We start from the raw sequence: 18,970 nt of genomic DNA on the forward strand, positions 1-18,970 counted from the left end.
TACCTCTTTTCTAAGAGGTGCCTTTCTCTTTGCACTTTACGAATAGAATTCTAATCTTTAAGATGGTAATCGAGGCTGACTGATTAAAGCTATAGTATAATGTATAGAGAAATGAAGAATTGCGTTGGTTAGTCATGTGAAAACATAATTAAACCCCTTTAAAAGGAGGTTCGTATGAGCGGAAATGATCAACAGATCAGAGAAGAGAGGCTATCGCTTCTTTTAGAACAACTAGGTATGCCTGATGAGATGAAAGTAGGTTTTTCGGAAGGAACGATCGAAAAACTAACGATAGATAAGACGAATAGAAGCTGGCATTTTATCATAGGACTTCTACGTCCGTTAACCCCTGATAGTTATGCATGGTTTAGTGCTAGCCTGCGCCAAACTTTTCAGCATATTGCTGCAGTGTCTTTTTCTCTTCAAACGAAAGAGGGATTTCAAGCCGAAGAGCTTCTTGGCTTTTGGCCGCTGTGCAAAGAAAAGTTAGTAGAATCAGCAGCACCAAGTTTAGGAAGTATGCTTTCTACGCAAAATCCTATTGCGGAAGGCAATTTTTTGTGTCTGACCGTAAGAAATGATGCGGAAGAAGCGCTTGTGCAAAGAAAGCTTTCTCCTGTTATTAAGGAGATGTACAGTCAGTTTGGGTTTCATTCTGTAATGGTTAAAACAGAGATTAAACACTCTGAAGAAGATTTTCAAAAGTTTATCGAACAAAGAAAACAAGAAGATCAGAATAAAGTTATGGAAGCTTTAGTTGAAAAAGAAAAAGCTGCTAATCGATCAGATGGTCCTGCAGCAAGAACTGATATTATGATCGGGTATTCGATCAAAGATGATGCTGTTCCGATCCAAACGATTCAAGATGAAGAAAGACGCATTACGATTCAAGGCTATGTCTTTCATTCCGAAACGAGAGAGCTTAGAAGCGGACGTACACTATTAACATTCAAGATTACCGATTACACGGATTCTCTATTGATTAAAATCTTCTCTCGTGATAAAGAAGATATTCCTATCCTTCAAGGTATTCAAAAGGGAATGTGGTTAAAAGTTCGAGGCGGAATACAGAATGATACGTTCGTAAGAGATCTAGTCATGATCGCTAACGATATTAATGAGATCAAACCTGAGTTCAGAAAAGATCTTGCGGATGAAGACAACAAACGTGTTGAGCTTCACCTTCACACCCCGATGAGTCAGATGGATGCAATATCTTCTGTTTCAACGTTAGTGGGACAAGCTAAAAAATGGGGTCATCCGGCTATCGCAATAACGGATCATGCTGGTGTTCAGTCCTTTCCAGAAGCTTATAATGCAGGAAAGAAAAACGGAATCAAGATTCTTTACGGACTTGAGGCAAATCTTGTAGATGATGGTGTACCGATCGCATACAACGAGGCGCCGAGAAAATTAACAGAGGAAACATATATTGTCTTTGACGTTGAGACGACGGGTTTATCAGCTGTATACAATAAAATTATTGAACTCGCAGCGGTAAAGATACGTGGCGGGGAGATCATTGACCGTTTTGAAAGGTTTGCAAATCCTCATGAATCCCTATCTCAAACCACAATTGAGTTAACTGGAATTACAGATGATATGGTTGAGAACGCACCAGAGATCGAAGAAGTGCTTCGCGATTTTCACGCATTTATGGGTGATGATATCTTAGTAGCGCATAACGCGAGCTTTGACATGGGCTTCTTGAACGAAGGATTACGCAAGATAGGTCTAGGTGAAGCAAAGAATCCTGTAATTGATACACTTGAATTGGCAAGATTTCTTCTTCCACAATTAAAGAATCATAGATTGAACACACTTTGTAAAAGGTTTGATATCGAACTCACTCAGCATCACCGAGCTATCTATGATGCTGAAGCTACTGGATACCTATTATGGAAGCTTCTAAAAGAGACGTTTGAAAAAGATATCTTCTATCACGACCGCTTGAACGATAACATGGGACAAGGTGGGTTTCAGAGATCAAGGCCGTTCCACTGTACACTTTTAGCTGCGACTCAAGAAGGGCTGAAGAATTTATACAAACTTGTTTCTGAATCACATCTATCTTACTTTTATCGAACACCGCGTATTCCGAGATCACGATTAAGTAAACTACGCGAGGGCATACTCGTCGGTTCAGCTTGTGATAAAGGTGAAGTGTTTGAAGGTATGATGCAAAAACCGATCGAAGAGGTTGAAAAGATCGCAGAGTTTTATGATTACTTAGAGGTTCAGCCGCCAAGTAACTATTATCATCTTATCGAAAGAGAACTAGTCGCAGATGAGATGAACTTAAGAGAGATCCTTTCTAACATCGTTCAGCTCGGAGAGAAATTGAACAAACCGGTTGTCGCAACAGGAAACGTTCATTATTTAAATCCTGAAGATGCCATCTATCGAAAGATCTTGATCTCTTCACAAGGTGGAGCGAATCCGTTGAACAGACAAACTCTTCCAGAAGTGCATTTTAGAACTACAGATGAGATGTTGGATCTGTTCTCATTCTTAGGTGAAGAAAGAGCTCAAAAGATAGTTTGTAAAAATACGAGACAGATCGCAGATATGATACAGGAGATCAAACCGATCCCTGATGATCTATATACACCGAAGATCGAGGGCGCAGATGAGGAAGTCCGCTCGATGAGTTATAACCGAGCAAGAAGCATCTATGGTGAGAATCTTCCTGAACTTGTTGAGAAGAGACTGGAAAAAGAATTGAAGAGTATCATCGGACACGGATTTGCTGTTATTTACTTGATCTCACATAAACTTGTAAAAAAATCGCTGATCGATGGATACCTTGTAGGATCGCGTGGGTCAGTCGGGTCATCGTTTGTTGCAACAATGACGGAGATTACTGAAGTAAATCCGCTGCCTCCTCACTATGTTTGCCCGAACTGTAAAGAATCCCATTTCTTTAATGATGGTTCTGTTGGTTCCGGTTATGATCTGCCTGATAAAGAATGTCCAACATGCGAAGTGCTTTATATAAAAGATGGACAAGATATTCCCTTCGAAACGTTCCTTGGTTTCAAAGGAGATAAAGTCCCTGATATCGACTTAAACTTCTCGGGTGAGTATCAGCCTAGAGCACATAACTATACGAAGGAATTGTTCGGTGAAGATTATGTGTATCGAGCAGGTACGATAGGTACCGTAGCTGAGAAAACGGCTTATGGTTACGTAAAAGGGTATGCAGGAGACAATAACTTAACGATCCGATCGGCAGAAGTTGACCGTCTCGTAGCTGGTTGTACTGGAGTAAAGAGAACAACAGGTCAGCATCCAGGTGGAATAATAGTTGTTCCAGATTATATGGACATCTATGATTTCTGTCCTGTTCAGTTCCCAGCTGATGATAGTGGATCGGAATGGAAAACGACTCATTTTGATTTTCACTCGATTCATGATAACTTATTAAAACTTGATATACTCGGGCACGATGATCCGACCGTTATCCGTATGCTTCAAGATCTAAGCGGTATTGATCCGAAGACCATTCCTGCTTCTGATCCAGAAGTGATGAAAATCTTTTCAGGCCCAGAAGTGTTAGGAGTAACGGAAGAACAGATCATGTGTAAGACAGGTACGTTAGGTATTCCAGAGTTCGGAACAAAGTTCGTAAGACAGATGCTTGAAGAAACAAAACCAAGTACTTTCTCTGAACTTGTACAGATCTCAGGACTATCTCATGGTACCGACGTATGGCTTAATAACGCGAACGAATTGATCGCAAACGGCACTTGTGTGCTAAAAGACGTTATCGGTTGTCGTGATGATATCATGGTCTACCTGATCTATAAAGGCCTTGAGCCGTCGCTTGCTTTTAAGATCATGGAGAGTGTGCGTAAAGGTAAGGGTCTGCCGGATGAGTGGATCGATGAGATGAAGAAGAACGATGTCCCTGATTGGTATATTGGTTCATGTTTGAAGATCAAATACATGTTCCCTAAAGCTCATGCTGCAGCATACGTATTGATGGCCGTTCGTATCGCATATTTTAAAGTTCATTATCCAATCTGGTTCTATGCGGCGTATTTTACAGTAAGAGCGGATGATTTTGATGTGGAGTCTATGATAAGAGGATCCAAAGCATTAAAGACAAAGATCGAAGAGATCTCTGCTAAAGGTCTTGATGCTTCTACAAAAGAGAAGAACTTGCAAACTGTTCTAGAGTTAGCTCTTGAGATGTGTGAAAGAGGGTTATCGTTTCAGAAGATCGATCTTTATCGCTCGAGCGCAACAGACTTCTTAGTAGAAGGGGACACATTAATTCCACCTTTCAATTCGATCGCAGGATTAGGTACGAACGCAGCATTAAACATTGTAAAAGCAAGAGAGCAAGGTGAATTTCTTTCTAAGGAAGATCTTCAGCAGCGTGCGAAGTTATCTAAGACCATTATTGAGTACTTAGATGATCAAGGATGTTTAGAAGGAATGCCTGATGCAAATCAGCTTTCGCTCTTTTAACAAGGGCTTCTTGAAGGCTTGATCAGTTGCAGTATTTTATTGGTTATGGTATAGTATTTTTGGAAATACTGTTGAATGAATAACTGTCGGCGAAAGAGTGGGGCTCCCCACTCTTTCGTTACGTTTTGAGGTCATTCAGTAAGAAGGAGGGCAGCAATGAGTCAGAAGATTACAGAGCTCACAACAGAGCTTGTAACCCCAATCGTTGAAAAACTAGGACTTGAACTTGTTGACGTTGAATTTGTTAAAGAGGGTAAAAACTGGTTTCTCCGTGTATATATCGATTCCACGGGTGGAATTGATATCGAGGAATGCGGGACTGTCAGTGAACAATTAAGTGAAAAACTAGATGAACTTGATCCGATCGAACAGCCCTACTTTTTAGAAGTATCTTCTCCAGGTGTTGAAAGACCGCTAAAGAAACCTGAAGATGTGAAAAATGCTATCGGCAAAAATGTGAACATTAAACTTTATGAGCCATTAAACGGTGAAAAAGTATATGAAGGACTCTTAAATGACTTTGACGGTGAAACGCTGTTCATGGAGATTAGAGTGAAAACGCAAGTGAAAAAGGTAGAGTTACCTTATGCTAAAGTGGCCAACGCCCGTCTTGCGGTTGTTTTTTAATGAAGAGGGGAGAAGAAAAATGAGTACCGAGCTTTTGGATGCACTTACATTGTTAGAAAAGGAAAAAGGGATCAGTAAAGAAGTTATTATTGAAGCGATTGAAGCTGCCCTTATTTCTGCGTACAAGCGCAATTTTCATCAAGCGCAAAATGTTCGTGTTGATTTTAACAGAGACACAGGAAGTATCCGCGTTTTTTCAAGAAAAAATGTGGTTGAAGAAGTTGAGGACGATCGTCAAGAGATCTCAGTGGCAGAAGCTCAAGCGATCAACCCAGGCTATGAGTTAGAAGATATTGTAGAAGAAGAAGTTACACCAAAAGATTTTGGCCGTATTGCTGCTCAAACAGCAAAACAAGTAGTAACACAACGCGTACGTGAAGCAGAGCGCGGGATCATCTTCTCAGAATTTATTGATCGTGAAGAAGATATCATCACGGGGATCGTTCAACGACAAGACCACCGCTATATGTATGTCAGCCTAGGAAGAGTGGAAGCTCTTCTACCTGCTGCTGAACAGATGCCTGGTGAATCTCATACCACGAACGACCGCATCAAAGTGTACATCACGAAAGTTGAAAAGACGACAAAAGGTCCTCAAATTTTAGTATCAAGAACTCACCCAGGTCTTTTAAAACGCTTATTTGAACTTGAAGTGCCAGAGATCTATGATGGAACGGTTGAGATTAAATCGATCGCTCGTGAAGCGGGTGACCGTTCAAAGATTGCCGTTCATGCTGCTGACCCTGAAGTGGATCCAGTTGGATCTTGTGTTGGACAAAAAGGTGCGCGTGTTCAAACAATCGTAAACGAATTGAACGGTGAGAAAATTGATATTGTTCGATGGAGTGAAGATCCTGTTGTCTATGTAGCAAATTCACTTAGCCCAGCAAAAGTACTTGAAGTACAAGTGAATGAAGAGGAAAAGATGACAACGGTTATCGTTCCTGACTATCAACTTTCATTAGCGATTGGTAAAAGAGGCCAAAACGCTCGTCTAGCTGCGAAGTTAACAGGTTGGAAGATTGATATTAAAAGTGAAACAGAAGCAATAGAATCTGGTGTGTATGATCCATCAAACGCTCGCAGTGATTTTTTCGAAGATACTGATGAGGATGAAGAGTAAGAAAAGACGAGGTGGAGACAATGAAAACACGTAAAATTCCGATGAGAAAATGCGTAGCCTGTCAAGAAATGAAGGCTAAAAAAGAATTAACACGTATTGTCCGCTCACCAGAAGGAGAAGTCTCTGTCGACATGTCGGGGAAAAAATCCGGAAGAGGAGCCTACCTTTGTCATGAACCTGCTTGTATCGAACAAGCGAAAAAGAAAAAGGTTCTTGAGTCACATCTCAAAACAAAGATTCCAGCTGATCTATTTGAACAGCTTGAAAAAGGAAGTCATACATCTTGAAACCAACTCCTTGGGAAAACTTTCTTGGAATAGCAGCTCGAGCCGGTAAAGTCATATCCGGTGAAGAACTAGTTGTGAAAAGCATCCAAAAGCAAAATGCGAAAATTGTTCTGCTTTCAAAAGATGCTTCTGATAATACAAAGAAAAAAGTTACCGATAAATGTGCCTTTTACAAAATTGATCTTGCCTGGGTAGAAGATCGCAATGTTTTAGGCAAGGCTATCGGTAAGGAGCAACGAGTTGTAGTTGCTGTAAATGATCAAGGATTTTCTAAGAAATTAAAGGAACTTCTTGATCACTAACTCGGGGGTGAACATATGAGTAAAATCCGCGTATACGAATATGCGAAACAGAAAAATGTTCAAAGTAAAGACATTATTGAAAAGCTTAAAACGATGGATGTCCACGTTGCGAATCATATGTCTATGATTGATCAGGCAGCTCTTAAAAAGCTGGATGAGGCTTATCGTCCAAAGACCAACAAAGATCAACCAAAATCAACGAATCAAAATCAACTCCCTAAATCAGATGTGAAACATAGCAACCCTGGTAATGACACCAAATCTAATAAAAAGGAAGTTCAAAAAGAGAGTAATATGAAAATAAAAAAAGAGAACAATAACTCGTCACAAGCTAAAGGACCAAAGTCCACGAATACTAACAGCCAAAGTAATCAGAACAAGACTAGCAACAATAACCAAAACAAAAATAGCAACAACAATCAAAACAAGAGCAATAGCAATAATTCAAACAACAAGAATAATAACAACAGAAACCAAAGCAACAATAGAAACAACAACAACAAGAACAACAACAATCGCAACAAACAAAACAGAGGCGGCGGAAACCAGCAGCAACAAGCTCCGCAAAAGAAAGTTCTTGAAACGCCGAGCAAGATCACTTTCACTGATTCGCTTCAAGTTGGTGAATTAGCTAAAAAGCTGAACAAGGATACGTCTGAGATCATTAAAAAGTTAATGGGTCTTGGAATTATGGCAACGATCAATCAAGAGCTTGATAAAGAAGCGATCGAATTGATCGCAGCTGACTACGATGTAGAAGTAGAAGAAGAGATCATCGTTGATGAGACTGAATTTGAAAACTACGAAATCGTAGATGAAGAAAAAGATCTTCAAGTTCGTCCGCCAGTCGTTACGATCATGGGTCACGTTGACCATGGTAAAACAACGCTTCTTGATGCGATTCGTAACACAAAGGTAACTGCAGGCGAAGCTGGTGGAATTACTCAGCATATCGGTGCTTATCAAATTACGAACAACGGAAAACAGATTACGTTCCTAGATACTCCTGGACATGCTGCGTTTACAACGATGCGTGCTCGTGGAGCTCAAGTAACAGATATCACGATTCTAGTTGTAGCTGCTGATGACGGTGTAATGCCTCAGACAGTAGAGGCCATCAACCATGCTAAAGCAGCGGAAGTTCCAATCATCGTGGCTGTAAATAAGATGGATAAAGAATCTGCTAACCCAGATCGAGTCATGCAAGAACTAACGGAGCACGGACTTGTTTCGGAAGCTTGGGGTGGAGATACGATCTTCGTAAACGTTTCAGCGATTAAAGGTGACGGAATTGATGACCTGCTTGAAATGATCAACCTTGTTTCAGAAGTTGAAGAATTAAAAGCAAATCCAAACCGTACTGCAATTGGAACCGTAATTGAAGCACAGCTTGATAAAGGCCGTGGATCTGTAGCAACTCTGCTCGTTCAATCAGGTACGTTAAATGTTGGTGATCCAATCGTAGTTGGACACACATACGGTCGTGTTCGTGCGATGGTGAACGACCTTGGCCGCAGAGTTAAAACGGTAGGACCTTCAACACCAGTTGAAATTACTGGATTGAACGATGTACCACAAGCTGGTGACCAGTTCATGGTCTTCGCTGACGAGAAAAAAGCTCGTCAAGTTGGTGAGTCTCGCTTCAAAAAACAACAAGATGCACAGCGTAAAGAATCTTCAAAACTAAACCTTGATGACCTCTTTAACCAGATTAAAGAAGGTGACATCAAAGAAATCAATGTCATCATCAAAGGTGATGTTCAAGGTTCTGTTGAGGCGCTTGCAGGATCATTACAAAAAATTGACGTTGAAGGCGTTAAAGTTAAAATCATCCACTCAGGTGTTGGAGCGATCAATGAGTATGACATCATGCTTGCATCTGCTTCAAACGCAATCGTGATCGGTTTCAACGTTCGTCCTGATAATGGTGCAAAACGTACAGCTGACGCTGAAAAAGTCGATGTTCGTCTGCATAGAATCATCTACAACGTAATCGAAGAGATCGAATCAGCGATGAAGGGGATGCTTGACCCAGAATTTGAAGAAAAAGTGATCGGGCAAGTTGAAGTACGTACGACTTTCAAAGTTTCTAAAGTGGGTACGATCGCAGGATGTTACGTTACTGAAGGTAAGATCACAAGAGATTCTACAGTCCGCTTGATTCGTGATGGTGTTGTATCTTACGAAGGAAAGATCGATGCACTTAAACGTTTTAAAGACGATGCTAAGGAAGTATCTGCTGGATACGAATGTGGGATCACGTTAGAAAAGTTCAATGATATTAAAGAGGGCGACATCATTGAAGCGTATATCATGGAAGAAATTAAAGTAAAATGATCGGGTTCTTAACGGTTGAGTTTATCATCTATGAAGCACAGTCGTTAAAAGATAAACGTTCAGTTGTTCAAAAAGCGGTAAACAGGCTTCGTCAACGATTAAACGTGGCTGTATCCGAAACAGATCATCAAGATTTGTGGCAGCGCGCCGAGATAAGTATGGTTACCGTTTCTTCGGACAAAATAATAGCAGAAAAAGAATTGCAAAGAGCACTTGCGATTATTACATCTATTACTGAGTTGGAAGTTACACGTTCAAACATCGAGTGGCTGTAAGGCAAGTGGCAAGAAACGGGGTGTAGTAAAAATGGGCACAATCCGTTCCAATCGTATTGGGGAACAGATGAAAAAAGAGCTTAGTGACATTATAGGCCGAAAAATCAAAGACCCCCGCGTAGGTTTTGTGACCGTTACGGCGGTAGATGTAACAGGTGATTTACAGCAGGCTACTGTTTATGTTTCTGTGTTTGGCGATGCCGATCAAAAGGAACAAACATTGCGAAGCTTAGCGAAAGCTACAGGTTTCATTCGTACGGAAATCGGAAAACGAATCCGTATGCGTAAAACACCAGACATCTTTTTTAAATTTGATGAATCTCTAAATTATGGAAGCAAGATCGAAAGTCTTTTGTCGGATATCAAACGTGAGGATGAAGAAGACGAAGAAAACGAAGAGCATCCGAAACCATAATAGCAAATGGATAGGCAATTAATTTTGTCTATCCATTTTTTGCTTGTAAAAAAGAGATAATGCGATCAAAGGAGAAGCTTTTATGAGTGCAAGACAAGGAATTTTGGCATTGAAAAAACCTGCTGGTATGACATCACATGATTGTGTGGCTAAGATAAGAAGAATTTTTTCAACAAAAAAAGTCGGTCACACAGGTACATTAGATCCCGAGGTAACAGGGGTCCTTCCGATATGTATTGGAAGAGCGACGAAAATCGCAGAGTACATGTCAGACTACGGCAAGGAATATATAGGTGAGGTCACTTTAGGTTTCTCTACAGAGACAGAAGATGCTCACGGTGAAAGAGTAGAAGAAAAACATGTTGAAAAGGATATCTCATTTTCTGATATAAGTGATATTCTACAGTCTTTGCAAGGAGAGATCGAACAGGTTCCTCCGATGTATTCAGCGGTTAAAGTTAACGGAAAAAAACTTTATGAATATGCGAGGCAAGGACTGACTGTTGAACGGCCAAAACGTAATGTAACTATCCATGAGCTTCAGCTAATTAATGACGACAACTTAGATACGCTCAGCAAAGAACAACCTGTATTCTCATTCCGCGTACGATGTTCAAAAGGTACATACGTTAGGACGCTTGCTGTTGAGATCGGTGAAAGACTTGGATATCCGGCACATATGTCATCTTTGATCAGAACAGCATCAGGGCCGTTTACAATCGAAGACTGTGTGACGTTTGAAGAGCTTGAAAGCGGTGAGACGCCTTTAGAAGATTATCTGTTTCCTCTTGAAAAAGGAATCTCGCACTTTCCGAAATGGACAGTTTCAGAAGAGCTGTTGTTTAAAATAAAAAATGGATCTGTGCTTGAAGCACCAAAAGATTTGGTAGAAAGCCCGTTTGGTGTTTATAATGAAGAAGGAAAATGTCTAGCCATTTATGAGAACCATCCTTCAAAACCAGGTTTAATAAAACCGGTTAAAGTGTTAGCCATTGATTAACGAAAGAAGTTAGTAGGTGAGTTTTTGGAAACGATTGTTATAAGTCATCCGCATCATTTTCAACAAGATAACCTTCCACCAACTTTTTTAGCTCTAGGTTATTTTGACGGAATTCATGTAGGACACCAGCGTGTGATCAACACAGCAGTAGAGCTTGCTAAGAAGAACAACGCAATTTCTGCTGTTATGAGCTTCCACCCGCATCCGTCTGTTGTATTAGGTAAGAGTGATCAAAATTGGACATACATCACACCTTTAGAAGAGAAGAAGAAGATTCTAGAGGAGATGGGTGTCGAGAGATTTTATTTAGTAAAATTCGATCATGTTTTTGCAAGTCTAGATACTCAGGAGTTTGTTGATCAGTATGTGATCGGTTTGAATGTAGTCCATGTTGTTACCGGATTTGATTTTTCATATGGAAAGTATGGAAAAGGAAGCGTTGAAACGTTAGTAAAAGAATCTAATGGACAATTTGGACAAACGGTTATTGAAAAGATTGAAAAAGATGGTCACAAAATAAGTTCCACACTGATTAGAAACTGCCTTAAAGAAGGTATTGTCGATGAGATTGAGCCTTACTTGGGGAGAAGATATAAGCTCAACGGCACAGTGATTCATGGGGATAAGCGTGGCCGTACGATTGGGTTCCCGACTGCGAATCTTGAAACCGACCAATATTCATTGCCAAAAGTCGGTGTATATGCAGTTGAAGTTTCAGTCGATGGAAAAAGCTATTTTGCGATGGCGAATGTAGGCTATAAACCTACATTTAAGGATGATCAAAAAAAACCTTCCCTCGAAGTTCATATCTTTGACTTCAACCATGAAATATATGGTAAAGAGGTTCGGATCACTTGGTTGAAAAGAATTCGTGATGAGAAGAAATTTAGTGGAATAGACGAGCTCATCGCACAGCTTCATGCCGATAAAAGCAAAACATATGAGATCACACAATCACTGTAATAAAAAACTTGCAATTATTCTATAAAAAGTCTATGATAATAACTGTACATTTTAATGTGCATATAACCATTGCTTGGCAAATCGAGTCACCGACGTTTGCTCGGTAATTGGTGTTTCTATTATTAAGGAGGTGAAAAGGATGGCTATTACTCAAGAGCGTAAGAACGAACTAATCAGCGAGTATAAGGTACATGATACGGACACTGGATCTCCAGAAGTTCAAATCGCTATCCTTACTGAACAAATCAATGAGTTGAATGATCACTTGCGTACACACAAGAAAGATCACCACTCACGTCGTGGTCTATTGAAAATGGTTGGTAAGCGTCGTAACTTGTTAACGTACCTACGTAACAAGGACATCACGCGTTACCGCGAATTGATCGGAAGACTTGGATTACGTCGTTAATCCAGCAAAGCGGGATATATTTCCCGCTTTTTTTATTGCAATTATTGCAAGCATTCATCCATAAACGGCACTAAACATGTTATTCTTGGTATGTATGAGTAAATTCTTTCGAGTTTTTCTTTTTAGGAAGGACTACGTTAGGATATAATAGAACCATAATATGATAGGATTTTTCTAAGTGTTGAGAGGAGTACCAAGTAAAATGGATCAACAAAAAAGAACTTTTACAATGGACTGGGCGGGTAGAACGCTTACGTTCGAAATTGGAGAATTAGCAAAACAAGCGAACGGTGCTGTAATGGTCAGATATGGCGATACTGCAGTACTTTCAACAGCTGTTGCATCAAAACAGCCTAAAAACCTTAGTTTCTTTCCGCTGACAGTAAACTACGAAGAGCGTTTATATGCAGTTGGTAAAATTCCAGGTGGATTTATTAAACGTGAAGGCCGTCCAAGCGAAAAAGCTGTATTAGCGAGTCGTTTGATCGACCGTCCTATTCGTCCTCTATTCGCAGATGGTTTCCGTAATGAAGTACAAGTTGTCAGCACAGTAATGAGTGTGGATCAAAACTGTTCTTCAGAAATGGCTGCGATGATCGGATCATCACTTGCGTTGTCTATTTCTGATATTCCTTTTGAAGGACCGATCGCTGGAGTAACAGTTGGTCGGATCGAAGGCAAGTTTGTGATCAATCCAACGGTTGAGCAAAATGAAAAAAGTGATATTCAATTAATTGTTGCGGGTACAAAACATGCCATCAACATGGTTGAAGCTGGTGCAGAAGAAGTTTCTGAAGAAGTGATGCTTGAAGCGATCATGTTCGGTCATGAAGAGATCAAGCGCTTAATCGCTTTCCAAGAAGAGATTGTTTCTGAAATCGGTAAAGAAAAGATGGAGATCGTTCTTCATGAGCTAGATAAAGATGTTGAACAAGAAGTTCGTGAATTTGTTGGAAACGATGTTAAAGAAGCAGTTAAGGTTGTTGAAAAGCATGCACGTCAAGAAGCTTTAGACGCTGTAAGTGCAAACGTCGCTTCTCGTTATGAAGAAGATGAAGATAAAGCCAGCGAAGCAAAAGAGGTTTTACATAAACTCATCAAAGAAGAAGTGAGACGCTTGATCCTGAAGGAGAAAGTTCGTCCGGACGGAAGAAAAACAGATGAGATCCGTCAACTTTCTTCAAAGGTAGGCATTTTAGCAAGAACTCATGGTTCAGGTCTATTTACACGTGGGCAAACCCAAGCACTCAGCATCTGTACGTTAGGAGCTCTTGGCGATGTCCAAGTTCTTGATGGTCTTGGTGTGGAAGAATCAAAACGTTTCATGCACCAATATAATTTCCCTCCATTCAGTGTAGGTGAAACTGGGTTTATGCGCGGACCAGGCAGACGTGAAATCGGACATGGTGCATTAGGTGAGCGAGCTTTAGAGCAAGTGATTCCTAACGAAGAAGAGTTCCCATATACGATTCGTCTCGTTTCAGAAGTATTAGAATCCAACGGTTCTACATCTCAAGCTAGTATTTGTGCAAGTACGCTTGCGTTGATGGATGCTGGTGTTCCGATCAAAGCTCCTGTTGCAGGTATTGCTATGGGTCTGATCTCTGACGGTGAAGATGTAACAGTTCTAACAGATATTCAAGGCATGGAAGATCATCTTGGAGATATGGACTTTAAAGTAGCAGGTACACCAAACGGAATCACTGCTCTTCAGATGGACATTAAAATCTCAGGAATTAACCGTGAAATCCTTCAAGAAGCTCTAACTCAAGCAAAAGAAGGACGTATGATCATTCTGAAGTCTATGCTTGCAACACTTTCAGAATCTCGTACACAACTTTCTCAATATGCTCCTAAGATCCTAACGATGAAGATCAATCCAGATAAAATCCGTGATGTTATCGGGCCGAGCGGGAAGATCATCAATAAGATCATCGAAGAAACTGGCGTTAAGATTGATATCGAGCAAGACGGAACAGTCTTCATCGCTTCAACTGACGAGTCAATGAACAAAAAAGCGAAGAAAATCATTGAAGATATTGTTCGTGAAGTTCAAGTTGGAGAGTACTACATGGGCAAAGTAAAACGTATTGAAAAGTTTGGTGCGTTTATAGAACTATTCAGCGGTAAGGATGGACTCGTTCACATCTCTGAACTTGCTGAAGAACGTGTAGGAAAAGTTGAAGATGTTGTGAAACTTGGTGACGAGATCATGGTTAAAGTTATGGAGATCGATAATCAAGGTCGCGTAAACTTATCTCGTAAAGTTGTACTAAAAGAAGAAAAAGCAAAGAACGAGCAGCAACAAAACGTTTAAAAATAAACAGTAAAAGACTGTACCAAATACAGATACATTGTATCGTATGGGTCAGTCTTTTTTTGTTGTTTTATTCGTTCTTTGCTTATGGATTGGCTGCAAAATCGTCAATGCTACAATAAGGAACTTGCTCATGAGATATTTATAAACGTTCTAACCTGTCCAAATCGTACATACTTTGGTTACAGGGAGGGAGTTCATGTGAAAAATAAAATTCTTCGATGGTCATTAGTCGTTCTGGTTATCACTTCGATAGCGTTTTCGTTGCATAATCCATTTACAAGCACCTATATTGAGAGTTTAAAGGCTCAGAGCACAGCCGTTTCACAAATGGAATCAAATTCAATCTATCAGCAGATCAAGGAAAAAGCGAAGGAGTTAAATCGTCCTCCTAAAAATGCGGAGATTGATCCAGTCTGGAAAGCCACTCCCGGTTATAATGGCATTGTTGTTGATATGGAAGCATCCTTTAAAGCGATGAAGAAAGCGAATAAATTCGATCATAATAAACTTGTTATAAAGCAAATAAATCCAAGTGTTCATCTTGAAGACCTTCCTGCATCACCTATCTATAGAGGTAACCCTGAAAAACCTATGGTTACACTTTTAGTGAACGTAGCATGGGGAAATGAGTACCTTCCTGGCATGCTCCAAACGATGAAGAAGAATAATGTGAAATCCACTTATTTTCTAGATGGGTCATGGGTGAAGAAGAACCCGTCACTCGCTAAAATGATCGCAGAAGAAAAACATGAGATCGGTAATCATGCATACTCTCATCCGGATTTAAAAAAGATGACCAATTCACGTATAACCGAGGAACTTAAACAAACGAACGAAGTGATACATGCAACGCTCGACATACAGCCAAAATGGTTTGCTCCCCCAAGTGGCAGCTTTCGAAACGACGTTGTACAGATCGCTTCAGAGATGGACATGAAAACGATTCTTTGGACCGTTGACACGATCGATTGGAGAAAACCAAATCCAGATGAGATGGTAACGAGGGTTCTTAATAAATTACATCCTGGTGCGATGATCCTAATGCACCCGACAGAATCATCTTCTGCCGGTCTTGATAAACTCATCAAAGGAATAAAAGAAAAAGGTTACAGCATCGGAACGGTATCTGACTTGATGGATGAAAAGAGATTAGTACCTAAAACCATCAAGTAAAGTTGTGTACGCGTTATGATAATGGTATATTGTTCCTATGATTATTGTGGAACAACTGACAGCTAGGGGGAAACAAGTTTGATTAAAAGATATACATGCTCAAACGGCGTGCGGATCGTTTTGGAAAACATTCCAACAGTACGCTCTGTTGCGATCGGTGTATGGATCGGCACAGGCTCAAGATTTGAAAACACAAAAAACAACGGAATTTCGCATTTTCTCGAGCACATGTTCTTTAAAGGAACTAAGACGAGAACTGCAAGAGAAATTGCTGAATCTTTTGATAGCATCGGTGGACAAGTGAATGCTTTCACTTCAAAAGAATACACATGTTATTATGCAAAAGTTTTAGATACGCATTCACCATATGCACTTGAAGTATTAGCAGACATGTTTTTCAACTCTACCTTTGATGAAGGAGAGTTATTAAAAGAAAAGAATGTTGTGCTAGAAGAGATTAAAATGTATGAAGATACGCCTGATGATATTGTTCATGATATGTTAAGCCGTGCTAGTTTTCAAAATCATGAACTCGGTTTTCCTATTTTAGGTACAGAAGAAACACTGAACACATTTACTGGGAATACACTTCGAGATTATATGGATACTCATTATGTTCCGGAAGAAGTAGTCATTTCTGTTGCAGGAAACGTCGATGAATCGTTCATAAAGGAAGTTGAGAAATGGTTCGGTGATTATAAAACAAGTGGCGTCATCAAACCAGAAATTCAATCTCCCGTATTTTATCCTGAGAAGCTATCTCGTAAAAAAGAAACAGAACAAGCACATCTTTGTCTCGGGTTCCCAGGACTCTCTTTAAAAGACAAACGCAGCTACAGTTTGATCATTCTGAATAATATCTTTGGATCAAGCATGTCGAGCCGTTTGTTTCAAGAAGTAAGAGAGCAAAAAGGTTTAGCGTATTCTGTTTTCTCTTACCATTCAGCGTTTCAGGATAATGGAATCTTTACGATTTATGGAGGAACGGCTCCACATCAGTTAGATGAATTGTATAATACGATTTTAAATATCGTAGATGATTTAAAAGAGAACGGAATTACTGACAAAGAATTGAAGAACTCTAAAGAACAGATAAAAGGAAACTTGATGCTGAGTCTTGAAAGCACGAACAGCAGAATGAGCCGAAACGGAAAACATGAGCTCATCTTAGGTTACCACCGTACCCTTGATGATATGGTCGAGTCGATCGATAACGTTTCAAAAGACGATGTGAACACACTAGTTCAGTCTATCTTCAGCGAAGGATGTTCAGCTTCCCTAGTGAGTCCGCAAGGTGAACTTCCGAAAGGACTTCAATAGCATATCTACTCATTACAACGAAACCCGGAATATATCCGGGTTTTTTTGCGTTTTGAGATATCTTCTTTAAAAATGGGCTTACCGTTTTCTGAATGCCCCAAACATAGGAGTTGCTCATGAATATAATGGTGTTGATTGAAAGCTTATGATCGTGTTAATTAGCGAAATTGAAACGACTTTTAAATATGAGTTATACCGTTGTGCAGAATGTCTTTCTGTAACCAGATAGGCGGGGTGTTCATATGATGGTGAACGTGGATAGTTATCCCCTGCAAGAAAAGGAACAACGGAGAAAGGGGAGAAAGAATGTTAACGGATTTGCATATCGCAGTTTTTGGCGGCGATGCGAGACAGCTGGAAGTTATTCGGAAACTAACAGAACTGGATGCGATACTTACACTAATCGGTTATGACCAACTTGATCATGGATTTACGGGAGCTTCAAAAATGGATATAGATGAAGTGGATTTCTCAAAGTTAGACAGCATCATTCTGCCTGTAAGCGGAACAGGGCTGCAGGGGGAGATCGATACTATTTTCTCAAATAAGAAAATGATTCTTACAGAAGAGCACCTTAACCAGACGAAAGACCATTGCCAAGTATTTTCGGGTATCAGCAACTCTTATCTAGATGCTATCACAAAGAACAGCAATAGAAAGCTAACCAAATTGTTTGAAAGAGATGATGTTGCGATCTATAACAGCATCCCTACTGTTGAAGGAACGATCATGATGGTCATCCAGCATACAGATATCACTATCCATCAATCAAATACGGTTGTTCTAGGATTTGGCCGTGTAGGAATGAGTGTTGCAAGAACATTCCAAGCATTAGGAGCGCGCGTAAAAGTAGGAGCGAGAAAATCTGAACATATGGCGAGGATCACGGAGATGGGTATGATTCCATTTCATTTAGATGATTTAAAGAATGAAGTCTATGAAACAGATGTTTGCATCAATACCATTCCAACGCAGATCGTTAATGCAGATGTGATCTCAAAGTTTCCTTCACATACATTAGTGGTTGATCTGGCTTCAAAACCAGGAGGCACTGATTTCAGGTATGCAGAAAAACGCGGGATCAAAGCACTTCTTGCACCAGGATTGCCAGGGATCGTCGCTCCTAAGACAGCGGGTAAGATTGTTGCAAATGTACTTTCGCAGCTCTTAATCAATGAATTTAAGCGGAAGGGGTAATTATCATGGATTTTAAAGGTAAGCATATCGGGTTTGGTTTAACAGGATCTCACTGCACATACGATGCTGTGTTTCCACAGATTCAAAAGCTTGTAGAGCTCGGAGCGAAGGTTTCGCCATTCTTCACACATACTGTAGGACATACGTCTACACGTTTTGGAGAAGAAGGGGAATGGGTCGAAAAGATTAAACAGATTACGGGAAACGAACCAGTAGATTCTATTGTAAAAGCTGAACCCTTTGGACCAAAAACACCACTTGATTGTATGGTCATTGCTCCGTTGACCGGAAATTCAATAAGCAAGTTTGCTAATGCTATGACAGATTCTCCTGTATTAATGGGGGCAAAAGCAACACTTCGTAACCAAAAACCGGTCGTTCTTGGAATATCTACAAATGACGGTCTAGGATTGAACGGTGTAAATATTATGAGGTTGATGGCAACTAAAAATATTTATTTCATTCCGTTCAGTCAAGACGATCCAGTCAAAAAGCAGAATTCCTTAGTCGCTCATATGGACACACTCATTGAAACGATTGAGCTAGCGATTGAAGGGAAACAGCTCCAGCCTGTTCTCAGGGTAAGAGATTTAGGGTAATCGATCAAACAACAGAAGAAAATCCGTTCATAACACCAAAGTTTATGATAAAATATGATAAATTATATGGATTAACTAGGAGAAACTAAATCTTTGAGTTTCTCCTTCTGTTGTAGATTGCTTACCTTAAACAATAAAGGAGTTAAT

The 18,970-nt window shown here is 40.1% G+C and carries 16 protein-coding genes; all 16 read left to right on the forward strand.

What is annotated here, in order from left to right:
* Window positions 1-174 precede the first annotated feature (174 nt).
* Window positions 175-4,476 carry a PolC-type DNA polymerase III gene (locus ACNJYY_RS09660; protein ID WP_416731530.1) on the forward strand — a complete coding sequence of 1,434 codons (4,302 nt, stop codon included), beginning with the start codon at window positions 175-177 and terminating at the stop codon, window positions 4,474-4,476.
* Between the two features lie 156 nt (window positions 4,477-4,632).
* Entirely contained in the window at window positions 4,633-5,103 is a 471-nt protein-coding gene (gene rimP / locus ACNJYY_RS09665; RefSeq protein ID WP_416731531.1) for a ribosome maturation factor RimP, read from the forward strand.
* A 19-nt stretch (window positions 5,104-5,122) separates the two neighbouring features.
* Window positions 5,123-6,226 (forward strand): transcription termination factor NusA, encoded by a 1,104-nt coding sequence (gene nusA / locus ACNJYY_RS09670; protein WP_066393741.1) that lies wholly within the window; start codon window positions 5,123-5,125, stop codon window positions 6,224-6,226.
* 20 nt (window positions 6,227-6,246) lie between these two features.
* Complete coding sequence (gene rnpM / locus ACNJYY_RS09675) at window positions 6,247-6,513, forward strand: RNase P modulator RnpM (protein ID WP_137789632.1); 267 nt, start codon at window positions 6,247-6,249, stop codon at window positions 6,511-6,513.
* A complete protein-coding gene (locus tag ACNJYY_RS09680; protein ID WP_416731532.1) occupies window positions 6,510-6,815 on the forward strand; it encodes a YlxQ family RNA-binding protein in 306 nt (101 codons plus the stop codon). Before rnpM ends, ACNJYY_RS09680 begins: the two co-directional genes overlap by 4 nt.
* Window positions 6,816-6,830: 15 nt before the next feature.
* Window positions 6,831-9,152, forward strand: coding sequence for a translation initiation factor IF-2 (infB, locus tag ACNJYY_RS09685; protein ID WP_416731533.1), 2,322 nt, complete (start codon window positions 6,831-6,833; stop codon window positions 9,150-9,152).
* Window positions 9,149-9,427 carry a DUF503 domain-containing protein gene (locus tag ACNJYY_RS09690; RefSeq protein ID WP_416731534.1) on the forward strand — a complete coding sequence of 93 codons (279 nt, stop codon included), beginning with the start codon at window positions 9,149-9,151 and terminating at the stop codon, window positions 9,425-9,427. The genes infB and ACNJYY_RS09690 overlap by 4 nt, the downstream gene beginning before the upstream one ends.
* Before the next feature lie 31 nt (window positions 9,428-9,458).
* Entirely contained in the window at window positions 9,459-9,842 is a 384-nt protein-coding gene (rbfA, locus tag ACNJYY_RS09695; RefSeq protein WP_066393771.1) for a 30S ribosome-binding factor RbfA, read from the forward strand.
* Window positions 9,843-9,924: 82 nt separating this feature from the next.
* Window positions 9,925-10,842 (forward strand): tRNA pseudouridine(55) synthase TruB, encoded by a 918-nt coding sequence (gene truB, locus ACNJYY_RS09700; RefSeq protein WP_416731535.1) that lies wholly within the window; start codon window positions 9,925-9,927, stop codon window positions 10,840-10,842.
* 24 nt (window positions 10,843-10,866) lie between these two features.
* Window positions 10,867-11,805 carry a riboflavin biosynthesis protein RibF gene (gene ribF, locus ACNJYY_RS09705; RefSeq protein ID WP_416731536.1) on the forward strand — a complete coding sequence of 313 codons (939 nt, stop codon included), beginning with the start codon at window positions 10,867-10,869 and terminating at the stop codon, window positions 11,803-11,805.
* A 139-nt stretch (window positions 11,806-11,944) separates the two neighbouring features.
* On the forward strand, window positions 11,945-12,214 hold the full coding sequence (rpsO, locus tag ACNJYY_RS09710) for a 30S ribosomal protein S15 (protein ID WP_066240919.1): 270 nt from the start codon (window positions 11,945-11,947) through the stop codon (window positions 12,212-12,214).
* 202 nt (window positions 12,215-12,416) lie between these two features.
* A complete protein-coding gene (pnp, locus tag ACNJYY_RS09715) occupies window positions 12,417-14,531 on the forward strand; it encodes a polyribonucleotide nucleotidyltransferase (protein WP_416731537.1) in 2,115 nt (704 codons plus the stop codon).
* 201 nt (window positions 14,532-14,732) lie between these two features.
* Window positions 14,733-15,707, forward strand: coding sequence for a polysaccharide deacetylase family protein (locus ACNJYY_RS09720; protein ID WP_416731538.1), 975 nt, complete (start codon window positions 14,733-14,735; stop codon window positions 15,705-15,707).
* 78 nt (window positions 15,708-15,785) lie between these two features.
* Window positions 15,786-17,027, forward strand: a complete 1,242-nt coding sequence (locus ACNJYY_RS09725) for a M16 family metallopeptidase (protein ID WP_416731539.1) — start codon at window positions 15,786-15,788, stop codon at window positions 17,025-17,027.
* Window positions 17,028-17,333: 306 nt separating this feature from the next.
* Entirely contained in the window at window positions 17,334-18,224 is an 891-nt protein-coding gene (gene dpaA / locus ACNJYY_RS09730; RefSeq protein ID WP_416731540.1) for a dipicolinic acid synthetase subunit A, read from the forward strand.
* Window positions 18,225-18,229: 5 nt separating this feature from the next.
* The gene (gene dpaB, locus ACNJYY_RS09735; protein WP_416731541.1) at window positions 18,230-18,823 is read left to right on the forward strand and encodes a dipicolinate synthase subunit B; all 594 of its coding nucleotides are present in this window, start codon (window positions 18,230-18,232) and stop codon (window positions 18,821-18,823) included.
* Window positions 18,824-18,970 lie beyond the last annotated feature (147 nt).

It is taken from the genome of Fictibacillus tiangongensis (assembly GCF_048083785.1).
GTDB lineage: Bacteria > Bacillota > Bacilli > Bacillales > Fictibacillaceae > Fictibacillus.